This window comes from Ruegeria sp. BG3 (assembly GCF_056538485.1).
In genome coordinates, this window is record NZ_JBQFTE010000002.1 from 108,300 (window position 1) to 126,834 (window position 18,535).

Below are 18,535 nucleotides of genomic sequence, written 5' to 3' on the forward strand. Positions count from 1 at the left end.
GATGAACCAAAGTTACCATGGACAATACGGAACGGTCATGGCACCTGACGATCGGGCAGAGAACAGATGTGCAATGACCGAGAAGACTTTTATCCCAACCCCTGATCAAAGCACCGCGTTTCGTGAAGCGCTTGGGTGTTTCGGGACAGGTGTTACGGTCGTCACAACACAGACGGCACTTGGGCCGCGCGCGATCACCGTGAACTCCTTCACCTCGGTTTCACTGGACCCACCGCTGGTCCTGTGGTGTTTAGCCAAGGAATCCAACCGGTTCGGCGCGTTTTCGGACTGCCAGCACTATTCCATCCATGTCATGGCACAAGAGCAGCAGGACCAAAGCCTGCGGTTCGCTCGGGACGGTGAAGACTTCTCTCACGCAGACTGGAGCTCAGATGATATGGGCCGGCCGCAACTGGCCGATTGCCTCGCGCGGTTTGACTGCCATCTGCATGCCTGCCACGAAGCGGGCGACCACCTGATCATGGTCGGCCATGTTGATCAGGTCATGTACCGCACGGGCCAAGGCCTAATCTTCAAGCGCGGTCAATTCGGCGGATTTGTCGACCTGATCTGACGAACGTCAGTCGTCAAGCGAGCCGTGAACCGCCAGCGCCTCGAGCTGGGTTTCTTGAGGAGTGATCACGCGGAAGGCTTCATGCACACCACTTTCGGTCAATTCACGCGCAACGGTGAGCAGAGTGTTGGCGGCGTGCTCGTCGCATAGCTCGGACATATGGTCTATCTCCGATTGCGCCACGCCCATCGCGGCTTCGACCGATGGTGCGCCGTAGAATTTCACGAAATGCTCGGCCAGATTTTCGACGATCTGATCTTTTTCAGCAGGTTCGATCTGGGTGATGGCCACAAAGGTCACACGCCCAAAGGTCTCTAACCCCAGCCAGCCATTGACAAAGGCCTGACGGGCCTTGCCTTCCAGATCACCCTGCCCCCAATTCGAAAACTCAAACCCGCCCGAGATGCACCATTCCCCCGTACGCGCGGGCGAGTGGAACACGTTCATGTCGCTTTCGTCGAAGTGTATCGCGCGGGCCAGTTTCATCAGGTCGCCTCCAATAGGTTTGTGAGCGGGAGCAGGTGAGTTTCATCCTTGTCGCGGATCAACATGCCGAACCACTCATCCGTGCCAAGGAACACGCCCTGCCCCTCGATCGGTTCTCCGACGCCGCGCAGAAGGCCCAACCATTCGCTATGCACAGGCGCGTTGCCTTCCTCAGACCAGCGGTTGAGCCATGTCAGCATATGACGCGACCAGCTTTCCACCAGTTGGGTTGCCGAAACCTCGGCGCAGCCCTCATCATAAAGCGCGGTGACGTCCGGCGTTTGGCCGGGCGCGTCGCTGGTTTGCAGCAGTACCAATTCCCACCCAACGACCAGCCAGTCGGGTATCTGATCGGGATCGCTGGTCGACGCGGCAACGTGGAACTGCCCGCATTTCGCACCGTTCACGCAGATCAGGCCATCCCAGCCCAGATGCACCGCCACTTCTGGCGGGGCCAGAGCGCCCAGCGCGTTCTGAAGTCCAACGGCGCATAGCGGCAGCATCGCCATGGCGTCCTGCAAGGCGACCTCGGGCGCGAATACGATGGCCGCGCGTAGGCGATCGGCCTGAATATTGTACACGACCGAGCCGGAATCGCAGCCCAGCGCCGCCATGGCCTGGGCCTTTTCGAAAGGATCCTCCCCACCTTTGGCGGGATGACCTATCAGCAGAGGGGGAAAGACCGGTTCGCTCATGCGTTGCCTGCGGCGATCAGGTCGCGCGCGATCTTGCGGAACGCGTCGGCCTGCGGGCTGTCTGGCTTGCTGACCACGATGGGCGCCCCCCCGTCCGCGGCCATCCGGATATCCAGATGCAGCGGGATTTCACCCAAGAGCGGCACGCCCAGCGCCTCGGCCTCGGAGGCGACACCACCATGACCAAAGATATGCTCCTCATGCCCGCAGTTGGAACAGATATGGGTCGACATGTTTTCGATCATACCGAAGATCGGCGTCTTGAGCTGGTTGAACATGTCGATCCCCTTGCGGGCGTCGATCAGCGCCACGTCCTGCGGGGTTGAGACAACGATGGCCCCATCCACCTGGAACTTCTGGCTGAGCGTCAGTTGCACGTCACCCGTGCCGGGCGGCAGGTCAACGATCAGCACGTCCAGCGCGCCCCATTGAACCTGGTTCATCATCTGCTGCAGCGCACCCATCAGCATGGGACCGCGCCAAACAACCGCCTGCCCTTCGTTGGTCATCAGACCCATCGACATCATAGTCACGCCATGATTGCGCAGAGGCAGAATCGTCTTGCCGTCCGGGCTGGCCGGACGTCCCGAGACACCAAGCATCCGTGGTTGTGACGGCCCGTAGACATCCGCGTCCAGCAGCCCGACACGTCGCCCCTCGGCCGCCAAGGCACAGGCGAGGTTTGCGGATACGGTGGACTTGCCGACCCCACCCTTGCCCGAGGCAACGGCGATAATACGATCCACTCCAGGCACAGCCTGCGGACCAGTTTGAGAGGGCTTTGGTTTCGGCTTCAAATCCGGCGGAGCCTTGTCGGAATGCGCGGTCAACATGGCCGACACTTTCGAAACCCCTTCGACCATCTGCGCCGCCTGCTCAGCGGCGGCGCGCACCGGCTCCATCCGCTCGGCCTGTTTGGGGTCGATCTCAAGCACGAAGCGCACGGTATCGCCTTCGACATTCAGGGCGCGTACGACGCCCGCGCTGACGATATCCTGACCGGAAACCGGGTCAGTGATCTTTTTCAAGTTTGCAAGAACCGCGTCACGGACACTCATGCCATCATCCCCATAACCTGCCCCATCGCATGGTTGCTCTTCATTGCATGTGTCTCCGTCTCTTTTCGTTCATTTGACGCATTTGCCTTTTGGCGATTAGGCTTGAGCATGCGCTTTTTCCTTTTGTGCCTCAGCCTGACGCTCTCCGCCACCCCTTCCGGGGCGCAAGACGCGATTGGCCTGGCCAGCCCGACCGAAGTTTCAAACTCGGGCCTTTTGCAACATATTCTTCCGCGCTTTTCACTCAAGACCGGGATACGGGTAATCAGCGATGCTGAGGGCGTTATGTCGTTGAATACCGATGCCGAGGGCGATCCGGTCTTTGCGCGTGGCGAGATCGTCTATCACCTGCGCATTCAGGACGACCCGAAACAGGTGCGGTTTCGTGACTGGCTGCTGTCGGATATCGGCAAGCGCACGATCGAAAGCTTTGCCCCGGATCAAGGCCCGCCCTTTAGTGCCAGTTTCGAAGTTGCCAGCGCCGAGGCCTCCGAAGTCATCGACGGCAACACCGCATTGGGTGAGGAGCTTTCGATGACCCATTGTGGCCGCTGCCATGTGATCGGCCCGCAGAACCGCATGAATGGGCTTGGCTCGACCCCCTCTTTCGCCGTGTTGCGCACATTGCCGGATTGGGATGAGAGGTTTCAGGCCTTCTTCGCGCTGAACCCCCACCCGGCCTTCACGCAGATCGAAGGGCTTACGCCGCCGTTCGATCCTTCGCGTCCGTCGCCGATACACCCTGTTGAGATGACGCTGGACGATCTGGACGCCATCCTGGCCTTTGTCTCGGTCATCAGCGCAGCGGATCTCGGCGCGCCGCTGCAGCATCAATGATCCTTCCGTTTTGAGAAATAGTCATCCGTCGTCACAACCTTGGGCCGCGGCTTGGACTGGAACGGATTGTCCTGCATGTTGAACTGCGCGCCCACCCGGCAATTGTCGCACATCTGGATCATCCGCGCCTGCTCGGACGAGGCAAACATCGGGTGTATACCCGACAGCTTCTCCATAACCCGCTCCACCGTTGACTTAACACCAAACGGGGCACCGCATTCGACACATTCAAAAGGCTCTTCCTCGTTCAACACCTGCTGAGACAGCGCGGCATCGCTCAGGTCCAGTTGGGGAACCAGCGCAATGGCGTCCTCGGGGCAGATGTTGCGGCACAGACCGCATTGCAAACAAGCGTCCTGCTGAAAGTTCAGCTGAGGTTTGTCCGGATTGTCGATTAAGGCTCCCGATGGGCAGAGCGATACACAACTGAGGCACAACGTACACGCATCCGTATCCACCACGACAGCCCCATAGGGTGCACCCTGTGGCAAAGCCAGAGGCTCCTCGGCCTTTGGGTTCAAAGCCTGCGCTGCCAATCGGGCGATTTGTCGGCGGTTGCCCAGAGGCAGAACCGGGTCGGTCAGTGCCGTAGGTACGTCTTGCGCATAAAGCAGATCGCTCATCGCATCCGGGTCGGCCTCATCAATAAGTCCAAGCCCCGCATCCGGCGCGATCGCCTGTGCAAGCTCCAGCTCGCGGTCCAGCGCGTCCCGCTCGGTCGTGGGGGCCAGCAGGATGTCGACCCTCGCAAAGCCGTGGGCCAAAGCGGCCAGCATCTCGGCGTGGCCGAAGCCGGAAATGACACTCAACTCCATCGGAATGACATCGGCAGGAAGTCCACGTCCGAACCGAGCGGCAAGACGGATCATCTCGGCGCCGTGGGCGTCATGCACAAGCAGACACGGCGCTGAACCTCCAGCCCGGCGATAGGTCCGGGCAAGGACATGCATCCGCGACAGCACCGCCGACACGGGCGGGTCTTCATAGGTGATCGCGGTCGAAGGGCACAGCGCAGCGCACGCCCCACAGCCTGCGCAGATCATGGGGTCAATGGCAACATGCTCTCCCGCGGGCGTGATGGCTCCGGTCGGGCAGATATCGAGACAATTGGTACAGGCCACCTGCTCGGCCCGCGAATGGGCACACAGAGTTTCCTCAAGACGCACATAGAGGGGTTTTTCGAACGTCCCCACCAACTGCGCTGCATCAAACGCCAGTTTGGAGACAGCCAGCGGGTCCCGCGGGTCAGCCCTCAAATAGCCTTCGCGCTTGGCAGGGGCTTGAACCAGCGGCGTGTCTCCGGTCACATCAATCAGGATGTCACAGGCCGACTGTGCCCCGTCGCGCGGATCGGTCCATCCGAACGCCCCACGACCACCCGGGGCAATCTGCTGCAACCCGTCGATCCGCAGATCAAACCCACCCAATGCGCCCGAAACCGAACGGACCTGCCCCCGCACCACATCAAAGCTGCGGCTGATGGGCGAGGTCTCATCACCCGTGACAACAGTCACCGCCAGCGTGGTCGCCAAACGCTCGGCCAGATCAAAGGCGACCTCGGCCGGACCGACGATGCAGCAGGTCCCCTCGCTGATCACATCAACACTGGGCGAGATGGGCATCGGCACCAACGCCTCAGCCGCCAGGGCCGCCATCTTGGGGGCCGCGTCACCGGATTGGTCCGACCAGCCAGCGCGGTCCCTCAGATCAACAAAGGCGGGTGGTTCAACCTCAAGATCCTCGGCCAGATCACGGAACACTTCCTGCTCCTGCCCGCAGGCGATCAGCAGTTGGTCATCCCCCTTCATAAACTCCGCAACGACACCCAGCTCTCGCGTGCAAAGGGCGGTGTGTGTTTTACTGCACTCCAGCTCGGTGGCCGCGCCGATACGGTCGGCATCCACCTGCTGCGAGCCTTCGCAGTTACATAGAATAAGTTTGGTGGCCATGTCCCTCCCCCGGACAGCTTCCTGACTTGTTACCTTAGATGGTATCGCTCGGCTGGCAATCCAGTCTTTGTCAAACACCAAGGATCGCAAACTAAATTCTTTGGGAGCGCCTGTTTTTCCCGACACAAATGCTCGGAATTTCACTTGTTAAACTTTAGTCGTACAAGAGGGTTTTCACGCGATTGAGACTTGGCAGAGCCGCCCTATGTGTACCATAGTAGACTTAGGGTAAGGCAGGGGAGAGCCTTACGGGGAGGAGCCAGTGGCCAAGGCCGCAAGCCGTATTGAAATGCCTGTTGGCGTCATCGTGCGCAAAACACCCGGTGTAACTCGCTGGGCGAATTGGAACTGGCGCGCAGTTGCCGTGCTGCCCGGCGCTGGCCCTGCTGATTGGGTCGAGCTTCGGCGCGAAGGCGATGCCGTAGAATACCACGCCGCCACCCTGCCCCTGACCCTCTGGGCCGATGAGACCGAAGCTTATATGGTAAACCTCTCCGATGGGCAGCCTTCCGTTTATCTGGTTCTGCGCAATGATCTGGACGGCAACCGCCCGATGGATGCGGCGCTGATCACTGCTTCGCCGTTCGAGGGGCAGGATTATGCAGATACTGGCGAGGAGATCGTTGAGAAAATCCCGATGACCGAAGGCCTGATCGCCTGGGTCCGGGATTTTACCTTGGAACACCACCGGGATGAAGTTTTCATCAAACGCCGTCGTGACAAGAAACGCACGGACCTTGTGGAGGACGGTAAGGGGGATGCGCGTATTCGGCAGACCTCGGACGTCTACCGCGCACCGAGGAAGGTGCTGCAATGACCCAACCCCGCGATTTCTGGTCCCGCCGAAAGGCAGCCGTTCAGGCCGAAACCGAGGCCGAAGCAATCGCGGCGGAACAACAAACCATTGCGGCGCAACATGCCGAGTTGGAAGAAAAGAGCGACGCCGAAATTCTGGCCGAGTTCAACCTGCCCGACCCCGATCAGTTGCAAGTTGGCGATGATGTGTCGGGCTTCATGGCAAAGGCAGTCCCCGACCGCTTGCGCCGCCGCGCCCTGCGTCGGCTGTGGCGGCTTAATCCTGTATTGGCCAATGTGGACGGGCTGGTCGACTATGGCGAAGACTATACCGATGCCGCCTGTGTGATCGAAAACCTCCAAACCGCCTATCAAGTCGGCAAAGGGATGTTGGCGCATATCGAGGCTTTGGCAGCCGAAGAGAATGAGCCTGAAATCGACGTCCCCGAGCCAGTTGTGGAAGAAGAACCTGCAGTTCTCGCCGAACCTGAACCAGCGCCGGAACCGATGGCTCTGGCTGAAGCGGAAGAACCCGAGGAAGAGCCCAATACCCCGGCCCCGCGCCGCATGAGATTTGAATTCGAAGGATAACGGATGACCGCAAGCAACGCGCAACACATGGATATCTCGGCCGAGGATCGGCTGCGCGCGGATTTCTACAATTTTCTGGGCCTGCTGCTGGCTGGCCCACCGGATCAGTTGCTATTGGATCAGATGGCGGGGCTAAGCGGCGATGACACCGATCTGGGCCAAGCCATTCAAGCCATGGCACGGGTGGCCAAGGTGACCAAACCCGCCGCAGCAGAACGCGAGTTCAACGCGCTGTTCATCGGGTTGGGCCGTGGTGAACTGCTGCCCTATGCCAGCTTTTACCTGACCGGGTTCCTGAACGAAAAACCTCTGGCTCAGTTGCGCAATGATATGGCCGTGCGCGGCATAACCCGCGCCAAGAACGTGTTCGAGCCCGAAGATAACATCGCATCACTGATGGAGATTATGGCGGGCATGATCGTAGGCCGGTTCGGAACCGCGGCCTCGCTCGACGATCAAAAAGCGTTCTGGAACAAACATATTGGCCCGTGGGCCGCACATTTCTATTCGGATTTGGAAGCTGCCGAAGCTTCGGTTCTCTATGCCTCGGTCGGGACGGCCGGTCGGGTGTTCATGGAGATCGAGCGTGAGGCATTCCGAATGACGGCGGCATAACCCGCCACTCACCAGCGCCCAAGTCGGCGCTAGATCGCAAATGGGAGAGGAGACACCCATGAGCAAGACCAAGGAAGAAGGCGCAACCCGCCGCGACTTCCTCAAACTGGCCGGAACCGCAGCGCCCGCTGCTGTCGCCGCCGCCAGCCTGAGCGGTCAAGCCGAAGCAGCCGAGCTGCCGACGGACGAGACCCGCATGCAGGACACTGCGCATACCCGCGCGTATCTGGAAAGCGCGCGCTTCTAAGCCGCCTCGACTGCGCCCGGCCTAGCCGCCGGACGATGTCATCTACCCGACGGACGGTTGCGATTGGCCCTGATGTCGGTTCGCGAAGTACCAAGCCAGCCGTGGCTGACACGGCGCGCAAGGGAGGAAAACAATGCTTAGGAAAAAGACCAACGGGGTTGCGAGACGCCCCCAGCGGACAAGTATCCTGTCCCAGGTCGGCGAGAAAACCGTCGATCGCCGCGCATTCCTGCGTGGCTCGGGCCTGACGATCGGCGGCCTTGCCGCGATCAGCGCCACGGGTGGAACCGTGACGCAAGCCAGCGCCCAGACAGCGGCAAACCAAGCCGTTGAGAATATCAAATCCGTCTGCACTCACTGCTCGGTCGGCTGTACAGTCGTTGCCGAGGTGCAAAATGGTGTCTGGGTCGGTCAGGAACCCGGTTGGGACAGCCCGTTCAACCTGGGTGCGCACTGCGCCAAGGGGGCCGCGGTCCGCGAACACGCCCATGGCGAACGCCGCCTGAAGTATCCGATGAAAAAGGAAGGCGGAGAGTGGAAGCGCATCAGCTGGGACGAGGCGATCAACGAGATCGGCGACGGCATGATGAACATCCGTCAGGAATCCGGGCCGGACAGTGTGTACTGGCTGGGTTCTGCGAAGCACAATAACGAACAGGCCTATCTGTTCCGCAAGTTCGCTGCCTACTGGGGCACGAACAACGTGGACCATCAGGCCCGTATCTGCCACTCGACCACTGTTGCGGGCGTTGCGAATACATGGGGCTACGGCGCCATGACCAACTCGTATAACGACATGCACAACAGCCGGGCCATCTTTATCATTGGTGGCAACCCGGCCGAGGCGCACCCCGTCTCGCTGCTGCATATCCTGCGTGCGAAAGAGCAGAACAACGCTCCACTGATCGTCTGCGACCCGCGCTTTACGCGCACCGCGGCGCACGCGGATGAATATGTCCGCTTCCGCCCCGGCACAGACGTTGCATTGGTCTGGGGTATCCTTTGGCACATCTTCGATAACGGATGGGAAGACAAAGAGTTCATCCGCACCCGTGTCTGGGGGATGGACCAGATCAAGGAAGAGGTTGCCAAGTGGACCCCGGATGAGGTTGAGCGCGTTACCGGCACACCCGGCTCGCAGCTGCGCCGCGTCGCCCGGACCATGGTGAACAACCGCCCCGGCACCGTTGTGTGGTGCATGGGTGGCACTCAGCACACCAATGGCAACAACAACACCCGCGCCTACTGCGTGCTCCAGCTGGCACTTGGCAACATGGGCACCACGGGTGGTGGCACCAACATCTTCCGCGGCCATGACAACGTGCAGGGCGCGACGGACCTTGGTGTTTTGTCCCACACCCTGCCCGGCTACTATGGCCTGTCGAAAGGTGCATGGGGTCACTGGGCCCGTGTCTGGGGTGAAGATCCCGAATGGCTGGCCGGTCAGTTCGCCACGATCAAGGACAAGGAAGGTAAGGATAAACCGCTCCAGAACGAGCGCGGCATCCCGGTCTCCCGCTGGATCGACGGTGTTCTGGAAGACCCTGCTAACATGGATCAGGACAATAACGTCCGCGCCATGGTTCTGTGGGGCCACGCGCCCAACTCGCAAACCCGGATGACGGAAATGAAGACGGCGATGGAGAAGCTGGACATGCTGGTCGTGATCGACCCGTATCCCACCGTCTCGGCCGTTCTGCAGGACCGCACCGATGGCGTCTATCTCTTGCCCGCCTGTACTCAGTTCGAGACCCGTGGCTCGGTCACGGCATCGAACCGCTCGCTGCAGTGGCGCGACAAGGTGGTGGATCCCCTGTTCGAAAGCTTGCCGGACGAGGTCATCATGGCCAAGTTCGCCAACAAGTTCGGCTGGGCGGATCGTCTGTTCCGCAACATCGAGATGGACGACCCGGAAACCCCGAATGTTGAAAGCATCACGCGTGAGTTCAACTCGGGCCTCTGGACCATCGGCTATACCGGTCAGTCGCCGGAACGTCTGAAAAGCCACATGGCCAACCAGCACACGTTCGACAGAACTACGCTGCAAGCCATTGGTGGACCCAACGACGGCGAGTATTACGGTCTGCCCTGGCCTTGCTGGGGAACGGCTGAGATGGGTCATACGGGGACACCGAACCTCTATGACATGTCCAAACCTGTGGCTGAAGGCGGCCTGACCTTCCGCGCCCGTTTCGGGGTGGAACGCGATGGTGACAACCTGCTGGCCGAAGGGGTCTACAGCGTCGGATCGGAAATTCAGGATGGTTATCCCGAATTCACGATGCAGATGCTGATGGACCTTGGCTGGGATGGAGACCTCACGGCTGAGGAACGCGCGGCGATCGACGCCGTTGCGGGACCAGAGACCAACTGGAAAACCGACCTCAGCGGCGGTATTCAGCGGGTCGCGATCGCTCATGGCTGTGCGCCCTTCGGGAACGCCAAAGCCCGCGCGGTTGTCTGGACCTTCCCGGATCCGATCCCACTGCATCGCGAGCCACTCTACACGAACCGGCGCGATCTGGTGGAGGACTATCCAACCTACGAAGACCGTCAGGCCTATCGTCTACCCACCCTTTATGCTTCGATCCAAAAGAATGACTTTTCTAAGGATTATCCGATAATCCTAACGTCAGGTCGTCTGGTCGAATATGAAGGCGGTGGCGATGAGACGCGGTCGAACCCGTGGCTGGCCGAGCTTCAGCAGGACATGTTCGTCGAGATCAATCCGCGCGATGCCAACAACCTTGGTATTCGGGACGGATCACAGGTCTGGGTCGAAGGTCCTGAGGGCGGCAAGGTCAAGGTGATGGCGATGCTGACCAACAGGGTCGGTGCCGGCGTGGCCTTCATGCCATTCCACTTTGGCGGCCATTTCCAGGGCGAGGATCTGAGGGAGAAATACCCCAAAGGTGCCGATCCCTATGTGCTGGGTGAAAGTACCAACACCGCCCAGACCTATGGCTATGATTCAGTGACCCAGATGCAGGAGACCAAAGCGACTCTCTGCAAGATCTGGTCAGCGTAAGGAGGAGAAGAGAAAAATGGCAGCAAGAGCAAAATTTCTCTGCGACGCTGAACGCTGTATCGAGTGCAACGCCTGTGTCACCGCGTGTAAGAACGAACACGAGGTGCCATGGGGCATCAACCGCCGCAGGGTGGTAACGATCAATGACGGCAACCCGGGCGAACGCTCGATCTCGGTGGCCTGCATGCATTGTTCGGATGCGCCTTGCATGGCGGTGTGCCCGGTCGACTGCTTCTATCAGAACGAAGAAGGCGTCGTCCTGCACTCCAAGGACCTGTGCATTGGCTGCGGCTATTGCTTCTACGCGTGCCCCTTCGGCGCGCCGCAATACCCGCAAGCGGGCAACTTCGGATCGCGCGGCAAGATGGACAAATGTACCTTCTGCGCCGGCGGCCCCGAAGAAACGCACTCGACCGCAGAGTTCGCCAAATATGGTCGCAACCGGATCGCCGAGGGCAAACTGCCCATCTGCGCCGAGATGTGCTCCACCAAGGCGCTGCTCGCCGGTGACGGCGACGTCGTCTCGGCCATCTACCGCGAGCGTGTCGTCGCGCGCGGGTTTGGCTCGGGCGCATGGGGTTGGGGCACCGCCTACGACCAGAAAGACGGCTGATCCGTCCGCGAAAGAAACAGGTGACCCGCAAATGTGGGTCACCTGCATTTGGCATTTTGACCGAGGTTCAGATGTTCCGTCTACTTTTCGCCCTTCTGTTCACCCTTGGGCTGACCCAGTTCGCCCTTGCCCAAAGCACCGAGACCGAGGCCTCCGCCGAGGACGCGCGCGCCACGACCGGCGGTGCCACGACGCTAGAAGATATTCTGGCGCGGCAGCGGGGAGAGAAAGTGGACAACGCCTATCGCTCGGAAAACACAGGTCAGGGCAATGTCGAGGGGCTGCTGGGGCAATTCGGAACAAGCGGTGTTGCCTCGGACAGCGACGTGTATCGGGCTATTCGCTTTGGCTCGGCCGATACAACGGTTTCCTCGCAAGGCCCTGCCGCCGGTGTCCTGATTCAGGATGGCGGCATGTGGTGGTGGAACTTCCGCACCGGCCCGCTGCGTGAATATGGCAGCTACATCATTGCTGGGATGGCGGCCGTCATTCTGCTGTTCTTCCTGATCCGCGGGAAAATTCGCATTGATGGCGAAAAGACGGGCCGCACGGTTCTACGCTTCAACAGTTTCGAACGGTTCGGGCACTGGCTGTTTGCCGGATCGTTCCTGATCCTTGGGATCACTGGCCTGCTGACGCTTTATGGCCGCGACTTCCTGATCCCGATCTTCGGCAAGGAAGGCTTCGCGACCATCGCGCAGGGCTGTAAATGGCTGCACAACAACCTCGCCTGGGCCTTCATGCTGGGCTTGATCATCGTCACCGTGAACTGGATCGCCCATAACATTCCCAACAAAACCGACCTGAAATGGCTGGCCGCCGGAGGGGGATTGTTCACCAAGGGCAGCCACCCGCCCGCCAAGAAATTCAACGCGGGCCAGAAAATCATCTTCTGGGCCTGTATCCTGCTGGGTATCTCGATCAGCCTGTCCGGCCTGTCGCTGCTGTTCCCGTTCGAACTGCCGATGTTCGCCAAAACCTTCTCGATCGCCAACTCCACCGGCATTCCTCAAGCACTTGGCCTGAGCCTGCCCGTCCAGATGTCGCCACAGGAGGAAATGCAATACGCACAGGTCTGGCACGTCATGGTGGCCTATGTCTTCATCGCCATCATCATCGCCCATATTTACCTCGGCTCGGTCGGGATGGAGGGCGCGTTTGACGCCATGGGTACCGGCGAGGTTGAAGAGCAATGGGCGCGTGAGCATCACTCGCTCTGGCTGGAAGAGGTGCAGGAAAAAGAGGCGGGTAAAGCAGCGGCCTCTCCCGCTGAATAGATGCGCTGGCTCGCCGTCGCGCTGGCCCTGTTCCCCCTGCCCGCATGGTCCGAGTTCTTTACGCTCAAAGGCCATGGCGGGCCGATCATGGGCATCGCAACCGCACCTGACGGGCGGATCGCCACGGCCAGTTTCGACAACTCGGTTGGCCTGTGGTCGGATCAAATGCCCGAATGGCTAGAAGGCCATGAAGCCGCCGTCAACTCCGTCGTCTTCAACGGTACTGCTATCTACTCCGCCGGAGACGACTTCACCCTACGCCGCTGGCCGGGCGGCGAGGTCGTGGGCCAGCACAAAGGTAAAATCGTGGGTCTTGCGGCCTCAAAAACCCATGTCGCCACAGCCAGCTGGGACGGCACAATTGGGTTGTGGCCGGTGGACGGCTCTGCCCCGCGGATGCTGGGTCCGGCCGGTGGCGGTGTGAACGCGGTGGTGTTTTCACAGGATGGCACCCGGCTGTTCTCGGCGGGTGTAGATGGCAGCCTACGCGAATGGGACGTGGCCAGCGGTCAGGAAACCCGGCGCGTGGTCGAACATGGCTTCGGTATCAATGAGCTAGCGTTGAACGAGCAAGACGGCTGGATCGCCTATGGCGCTGTGGATGGCGGGACCCGTATCCGCGACCTCAGCACGGATGAAGAGAGGGATTTCACCCTGGACCGACGCCCCATTCTGGCGATGGCCCTCAGCCCCGATCGCAGTCTATTGGCTGTTGGCGATGGTGAAGGTTATATCATGGTGATCGACACGGTGGACTGGCGTATTGCCCAAGATTTTCGCGCCACGCTGCGGGGCCCGGTCTGGGCGCTGGCGTTCTCGGCGGACGGTCAAAACATCCACGCGGGGGGAATTGATGAGGCCATGTATAGCTGGCCGGTCGCCGCGCTGAGAGATCAGGAGCAGATGGCCACTGCTGAACCCAGCTTCTTGAAAGACCCCGACCAGATGAGCAACGGCGAACGGCAATTCGCCCGCAAATGCTCGATCTGCCACAGCTTGACACCTGACGGGCAACGCCGCGCTGGTCCGACGCTTTACGAAGTGTTCGGACGGCAAGCCGGAACCCTGCCCGGTTATTTCTACTCGGAAACGCTGCAAGACTCTGATATCATTTGGAATGACGAGACGATAAATGCCCTTTTCGATGAGGGGCCGGATCACTACATTCCAGGATCAAAGATGCCGATGCAGCGGATCACGCAAGAACAGGACCGGGACGACCTGATCACCTTTCTGCGCCGCGCAACGGTCGATCCGAACTGAACCGGAGGAAACGATGAAAGCCTTTCTTGCCGCCGCAACTGCAATGGTCGTCATCACTGTTGCCGCCCCCTTTGCGCTGAACCAAATCGGCTTCAGCGCGGAACAGGCGACCTCTGGCCCTGCTGTGCGCCTCGACTGAATGTCCGAATACCTGACGACGAAAGAGCTGGCCGACCTGTTGCGGATCGGCGAGCGGAAAGCCTATGATCTCGCCTCCTCGGGTGAGGTGCCTTGTGTCCGCGCCATGGGTAAGCTGCTGTTTCCCCGGTCCGAGGTGATTGCATGGCTCAACGCCTCGCGTTCGGGCCCGCAGGTGGCGGAACCACCCCTGCCCCCGATCGTGGCGGGCAGCCATGATCCACTGCTGGACTGGGCATTGCGGGAGAGCGGATCTGGCCTCGCGACTTACTACGACGGCTCTTTCGACGGTCTCAGTCGCCTTGGAAGTCGCAGCGCACAGGCAGCAGCGCTGCATATCCATGAGGACAATGGCTTCAACACCCAATCCCTGCGCGATGCTCTGGGCGAGGCCCCCGTGGTCCTGATCGAGATCGCACAGCGACAACGCGGGCTTTTGCTGTCTCTGGAAACCTCGGACATTGCAGGTTTTGCCGACCTCAGAGGTCGCCGCGTCGTCCTGCGCCAGAACAGCGCCGCCAGCCAACGTCTGTTCGATGCCGAACTCACAACCCACGGCCTGACCCGAGACGACCTGACCGCCCTACCCACCTGCGCCCGCACCGAGGAAGAACTGGCCATCACTCTGCACGACAACAAGGCCGAGGCCGGGTTCGGTCTGGGCGCATTGGCCGGCCTCTACAACCTGCGCTTCGTGCCGACCCACTCGGAACGGCTGGATCTGGCAATCTGGCGGCGGGCCTATTTCGACGAACCGATGCAGAAACTGCTGCGCTTCATGCGCTCGGATCAGTTCCACACGCGCGCTTCGGAGTTTGGGTGGTACGACCTGACCGGTTTGGGCCAGGTCCACCACAATGGCGCCAGCGGTTAATACGCCCTCTTTTCAAGAATACGCTCACCGCGGGCCAACTTACTGCGCATTTGGGAAAAACACCTGCTGCCCTTCTAGCCTGAAGTCCGCAATCGCCGCCTGCCCGTCCGGCCCAGTCAGCCAATCAATGAACCTCTGCCCGGCATTGGCGCGCGTTTTCGGATGCCGCTCGGGATTCACCAAAATCACACCATATTGGTTGAACAACCGCGGATCGCCCTGGACCAGAATCTCAAGATCCCCTCTGTTGCCAAAGGAAAGCCAGGTCGCCCGGTCGGTCAGCGTATACGCCCCCATGCCACTGGCAATGTTCAGCGTGGCCCCCATGCCAGATCCAGTCTCGCGATACCATTCGCCCGACGCGCTTGCCGGATCCAAACCAGCATCCGCCCAGTTCCTCATCTCGGCCTTATGCGTTCCGCTATCATCTCCGCGCGAGGCGAATACAGCCTCTGCCGCCTCGATCGCAGAAAGCGCGGAGAGGATATCCGCCCCTCCTTTGACGCCCGCCGGGTCCGATTTCGGCCCGACCAGAACAAAGTCATTATACATCAGATCAAAACGCTCAACGCCCCAACCATCCGCGACGAATTGCTCCTCCGCAGGTTTGGAATGGACCAGCAGCACATCCCCATCGCCATTCACCGCATTGCGAATGGCCTGACCGGTGCCAACGGCCACGACGCGGACATCAATGCCGCTTTCCGCCTCAAAGCCCGGCAACAGATAGTCCAGCAACCCTGAATTCTGGGTCGAGGTCGTGGATTGCACCACGATAAACGGCTCCTCCGCTGTGGCTATGCCAGCCATCATCCCAAGCCCAAGCGCCGCTGCGCGCAAAATTGCCCGTCTCATCACATGCTCCAATGTTTTTGTTATGTAACCAATGCACCCGAGAGATAGCGACGTGACGCGTCGCTTTCAGGGGCATCCAGAACCTGTTTGGCAGGTCCGTGTTCCACCACACGCCCGCCCTGCATCATGACTATTTCCGCAGCCAACCGCCGTGCCTGTCCGATGTCATGTGTCACCATGACGATCCGCACCCCACGCGCCGAGGCGCGCAGGATCATGCGCTCAATCATCTGTACGGCGCCTGGGTCCAGTGCGCTTGTCGGCTCATCCAGAAAAAGGGTCTCAGGAGTCATCGCCAAAGCCCGCAGGATCGCCAGCCGTTGCGCCTCCCCGCCCGACAAAGACCGCGCGGGCTGGCGGGCCTTGCCCTCAAGGCCACCTTCGGCCAACAGCTCGGCAATCCGAAGTTTGCGCGCGCGACGCGTCAGCCCCTGCCTTTTCAGCACGAAATCCAGATTGGCGGACACCGATCGGCGCAGAAGAACGGGCTGCTGGAACACCATCGCCTGCCGCGCTGTATGAGAGGCATTCAACGGAGTGCCCTCCTGAACAACCTGCCCCTGATCTGGTGAGATCAACCCATGCAGACACCTCAAGAGCAGGCTTTTGCCCGCGCCGTTCGGACCCAGCAACAGTGTCGGCCCCGGCCCGTCCAACGTCAGCTCGGCCACGTTCAACAAGGCCTGGCCATTGCGCCGGATGATCAGATCGCGGACATGCAGGGACTGTGTCATCTCAAAGGTCAGATCACGCATGACGCAACCCCTCCTGTTCGGCGCGGAGGCTGGCAGCGCTGACCATGGCGTTCACAGCCACGGCGATCCCAATCAGGATCGCCCCCAGCGCCAGCGCCAAGGCCAGATTGCCCTTGGAGGTCTCGAGCGCGATTGTCGTCGTCATGACCCGCGTGACGTGATTGATGTTGCCGCCAACGATGATCACGGCACCGACTTCGGCAATGGCACGTCCGAACCCGGCCAGAAGCGCGGTGATCAAAGCCAAGCGCGCGTCCCACAACAACACCGGAACGGACGCCAGACGCGACACGCCCAACGAACGGAGTTGCTCCGAGTATTCCTCGGCCAGCATCTCGACCACCTGACGGGTCAGCGCGGCGACGATGGGCGTGACCAAAACCACCTGCGCGATGATCATGGCCGTGGGTGTATAGAGCAGCTCCAACACCCCCAAAGGCCCAGAGCGTGACAGCATCAGATAAACCAGAAGGCCGACCACCACCGGCGGAAACCCCATCAGCGCATTCATCAGTACGATCAACGCTCGGCGGCCGGGAAAGCGCGCCACGGCCAGCGCCGCCCCGATGGGCATCCCGATCAGCGCCGAGATCAGCACCGCGAAAACGGATACTTTCAGAGAAAGAAAGACAATCGCCCATAGCTCTGCATCCCCATTGAGGATGAGAGAGAGGGCGTAACTGAATTCTTCTGCAAATCCTTGCATTTTATCCTTCTGGTTGCGCCTGGATGGATGATTTGCGTTAATTTACAAGGAAATACTACTATAGATTCACCAAAAGTACATACACGAAACCGACAGTCAGAATAGAAAACGCGGCCCCGTTTTCGGACCGCGTCTTTGCGTCAGAAATGCCTGACTGGTTTAGTTCAGCGCTGCGTCGGTCACCTGATGTGTCCATGCACCTTCCGGCTTCGCGGTGATGACCGGATCGGATCCACCTGCCAACAGTGTACTTACCGTACGCTCAAAATCAGCCGGGTCCAGCGCCCCGTTCGATCCTGCGGTCAGTTTAGCAATCTCGCCCATCATGCGTTTCTGATGCTCTTCGGTCTGCGCACCAGTAGCGTCATTGTCGAGAACGATCAGAGCGGCCTCATCCGGGTTCTCTTCGGCATATTTCCAACCTTTCATCGAGGCCCGCACAAAGCGCTGCATTTTCTCAACAAAGGCTTCGTCGCTCAGGTTCTCTTCCAGCACGTAAAGACCATCTTCCAGCGTTGCCACGCCCTGATCTTCGTACTTGAAGGTCACCAGCTCATCCGGATTCACGCCTGCATCAATGACCTGCCAGTATTCATTGTAGGTCATGGTGCTGATGCAATCAGCCTGACGCTGCAGCAGAGGATCCACGTTGAAGCCTTGCTTCAGCACCTCTACACCGTTTTCAGCCTTACCGCCTGTGTCGATGCCCAGCTGGCTCATCCAGCTCATAAACGGGAATTCGTTTCCAAAGAACCAAACGCCGAGAGTGCGGTTCTTCAGATCCTCGGGTGAAGAAATCCCCGCGTCCTTCCAACAGGTCAGCATCATGCCAGAGCTTTTGAAGGGCTGCGCGATATTGACCAGCGGCAAGCCTTTTTCACGCGCAGCCAATGCGGCCGGCATCCATTCGACGGTTACATCCGCACCGCCGCCCGCGATCACCTGAGTGGGCGCGATATCGGGACCGCCCGGCAGGATGGTAACGTCCAGATCTTCTTCCTCGTAGAACCCCTTGTCCTTCGCGACGTAGTAGCCTGCAAACTGCGCCTGCGTGACCCATTTGAGCTGCAATGTCACCTCATCGGCGGCCAGTGATGCACTGGCGGCCAGGCTAAAGGCGGCAACCGCCCCGCTGAGTAGCTTTTTCATCTTCATCTTCTCCTTGTTACGAATTGTGCC

20 protein-coding genes are annotated in these 18,535 nt (G+C 60.1%); 12 read left to right on the top strand and 8 right to left on the bottom strand.

All coding sequences use genetic code 11. The annotated features are described in order from the left end of the window. Positions 1-73: 73 nt before the first annotated feature. Positions 74-574, top strand: a complete 501-nt coding sequence (locus ACR0AI_RS04125) for a flavin reductase family protein (protein WP_480671789.1) — start codon at positions 74-76, stop codon at positions 572-574. A 6-nt stretch (positions 575-580) separates the two neighbouring features. Here the strand turns inward: ACR0AI_RS04125 and ACR0AI_RS04130 are convergent, their stop codons facing one another. The 3 genes from ACR0AI_RS04130 to ACR0AI_RS04140 are packed head-to-tail and all read right to left on the bottom strand — an operon-like array spanning position 581 to position 2,813. Next, complete coding sequence (locus tag ACR0AI_RS04130) at positions 581-1,060, bottom strand: DUF6505 family protein (RefSeq protein ID WP_480671791.1); 480 nt, start codon at positions 1,058-1,060, stop codon at positions 581-583. Continuing rightward, positions 1,060-1,755, bottom strand: a complete 696-nt coding sequence (locus tag ACR0AI_RS04135; protein ID WP_480671793.1) for a biotin/lipoate--protein ligase family protein — start codon at positions 1,753-1,755, stop codon at positions 1,060-1,062. The genes ACR0AI_RS04130 and ACR0AI_RS04135 overlap by 1 nt, the downstream gene beginning before the upstream one ends. Next, positions 1,752-2,813, bottom strand: coding sequence for an Mrp/NBP35 family ATP-binding protein (locus ACR0AI_RS04140; RefSeq protein ID WP_480671795.1), 1,062 nt, complete (start codon positions 2,811-2,813; stop codon positions 1,752-1,754). Before ACR0AI_RS04140 ends, ACR0AI_RS04135 begins: the two co-directional genes overlap by 4 nt. A gap of 108 nt (positions 2,814-2,921) precedes the next feature. On the opposite strand from ACR0AI_RS04140, the gene ACR0AI_RS04145 reads away from it, so the two are divergent. Then, on the top strand, positions 2,922-3,650 hold the full coding sequence (locus tag ACR0AI_RS04145) for a c-type cytochrome (RefSeq protein ID WP_480671797.1): 729 nt from the start codon (positions 2,922-2,924) through the stop codon (positions 3,648-3,650). Here ACR0AI_RS04145 and ACR0AI_RS04150 read toward each other — a convergent pair. After that, positions 3,644-5,599, bottom strand: coding sequence for a 4Fe-4S binding protein (locus ACR0AI_RS04150; RefSeq protein WP_480671799.1), 1,956 nt, complete (start codon positions 5,597-5,599; stop codon positions 3,644-3,646). The genes ACR0AI_RS04145 and ACR0AI_RS04150 overlap by 7 nt on opposite strands. Before the next feature lie 262 nt (positions 5,600-5,861). Between ACR0AI_RS04150 and ACR0AI_RS04155 the strand changes: the two genes are divergently transcribed. The 10 genes from ACR0AI_RS04155 to ACR0AI_RS04200 all read left to right on the top strand — a co-directional run bounded on the left by ACR0AI_RS04155 (position 5,862) and on the right by ACR0AI_RS04200 (position 15,040). Next, entirely contained in the window at positions 5,862-6,416 is a 555-nt protein-coding gene (locus tag ACR0AI_RS04155; protein WP_480671801.1) for a DUF3305 domain-containing protein, read from the top strand. Beyond that, positions 6,413-6,985, top strand: coding sequence for a DUF3306 domain-containing protein (locus ACR0AI_RS04160; protein WP_480671803.1), 573 nt, complete (start codon positions 6,413-6,415; stop codon positions 6,983-6,985). The genes ACR0AI_RS04155 and ACR0AI_RS04160 overlap by 4 nt, the downstream gene beginning before the upstream one ends. A 3-nt stretch (positions 6,986-6,988) precedes the next feature. Beyond that, positions 6,989-7,600 (top strand): molecular chaperone TorD family protein, encoded by a 612-nt coding sequence (locus tag ACR0AI_RS04165; protein WP_170376589.1) that lies wholly within the window; start codon positions 6,989-6,991, stop codon positions 7,598-7,600. 58 nt (positions 7,601-7,658) lie between these two features. Further along, positions 7,659-7,847: a ubiquinol-cytochrome c reductase iron-sulfur subunit N-terminal domain-containing protein gene (locus ACR0AI_RS04170; RefSeq protein WP_170376587.1), complete on the top strand. Its 189-nt coding sequence runs from the start codon at positions 7,659-7,661 to the stop codon at positions 7,845-7,847. A 133-nt stretch (positions 7,848-7,980) separates the two neighbouring features. Beyond that, a complete protein-coding gene (locus ACR0AI_RS04175) occupies positions 7,981-10,875 on the top strand; it encodes a formate dehydrogenase subunit alpha (RefSeq protein ID WP_170677693.1) in 2,895 nt (964 codons plus the stop codon). A 16-nt stretch (positions 10,876-10,891) separates the two neighbouring features. Further along, a complete protein-coding gene (gene fdh3B / locus ACR0AI_RS04180) occupies positions 10,892-11,488 on the top strand; it encodes a formate dehydrogenase FDH3 subunit beta (protein ID WP_170376582.1) in 597 nt (198 codons plus the stop codon). A gap of 71 nt (positions 11,489-11,559) precedes the next feature. Further along, positions 11,560-12,765: a formate dehydrogenase subunit gamma gene (locus ACR0AI_RS04185; RefSeq protein WP_480671805.1), complete on the top strand. Its 1,206-nt coding sequence runs from the start codon at positions 11,560-11,562 to the stop codon at positions 12,763-12,765. After that, positions 12,766-14,028 (top strand): c-type cytochrome, encoded by a 1,263-nt coding sequence (locus ACR0AI_RS04190; RefSeq protein WP_480671807.1) that lies wholly within the window; start codon positions 12,766-12,768, stop codon positions 14,026-14,028. Positions 14,029-14,041: 13 nt separating this feature from the next. Beyond that, positions 14,042-14,167: a hypothetical protein gene (locus tag ACR0AI_RS04195; protein ID WP_256439764.1), complete on the top strand. Its 126-nt coding sequence runs from the start codon at positions 14,042-14,044 to the stop codon at positions 14,165-14,167. After that, on the top strand, positions 14,168-15,040 hold the full coding sequence (locus ACR0AI_RS04200; protein ID WP_480671809.1) for a substrate-binding domain-containing protein: 873 nt from the start codon (positions 14,168-14,170) through the stop codon (positions 15,038-15,040). 39 nt (positions 15,041-15,079) lie between these two features. Here ACR0AI_RS04200 and ACR0AI_RS04205 read toward each other — a convergent pair whose 3' ends face one another. The 4 genes from ACR0AI_RS04205 to ACR0AI_RS04220 all read right to left on the bottom strand — a co-directional run bounded on the left by ACR0AI_RS04205 (position 15,080) and on the right by ACR0AI_RS04220 (position 18,505). Continuing rightward, positions 15,080-15,895, bottom strand: a complete 816-nt coding sequence (locus tag ACR0AI_RS04205) for an ABC transporter substrate-binding protein (protein ID WP_480671811.1) — start codon at positions 15,893-15,895, stop codon at positions 15,080-15,082. A gap of 20 nt (positions 15,896-15,915) precedes the next feature. Then, a complete protein-coding gene (locus tag ACR0AI_RS04210) occupies positions 15,916-16,650 on the bottom strand; it encodes an ATP-binding cassette domain-containing protein (RefSeq protein WP_480671813.1) in 735 nt (244 codons plus the stop codon). Then, on the bottom strand, positions 16,643-17,356 hold the full coding sequence (locus tag ACR0AI_RS04215) for an ABC transporter permease (RefSeq protein WP_480671815.1): 714 nt from the start codon (positions 17,354-17,356) through the stop codon (positions 16,643-16,645). The genes ACR0AI_RS04210 and ACR0AI_RS04215 overlap by 8 nt, the downstream gene beginning before the upstream one ends. A 159-nt stretch (positions 17,357-17,515) precedes the next feature. Further along, positions 17,516-18,505 (bottom strand): ABC transporter substrate-binding protein, encoded by a 990-nt coding sequence (locus ACR0AI_RS04220; RefSeq protein ID WP_170376562.1) that lies wholly within the window; start codon positions 18,503-18,505, stop codon positions 17,516-17,518. Positions 18,506-18,535: the final 30 nt, after the last annotated feature.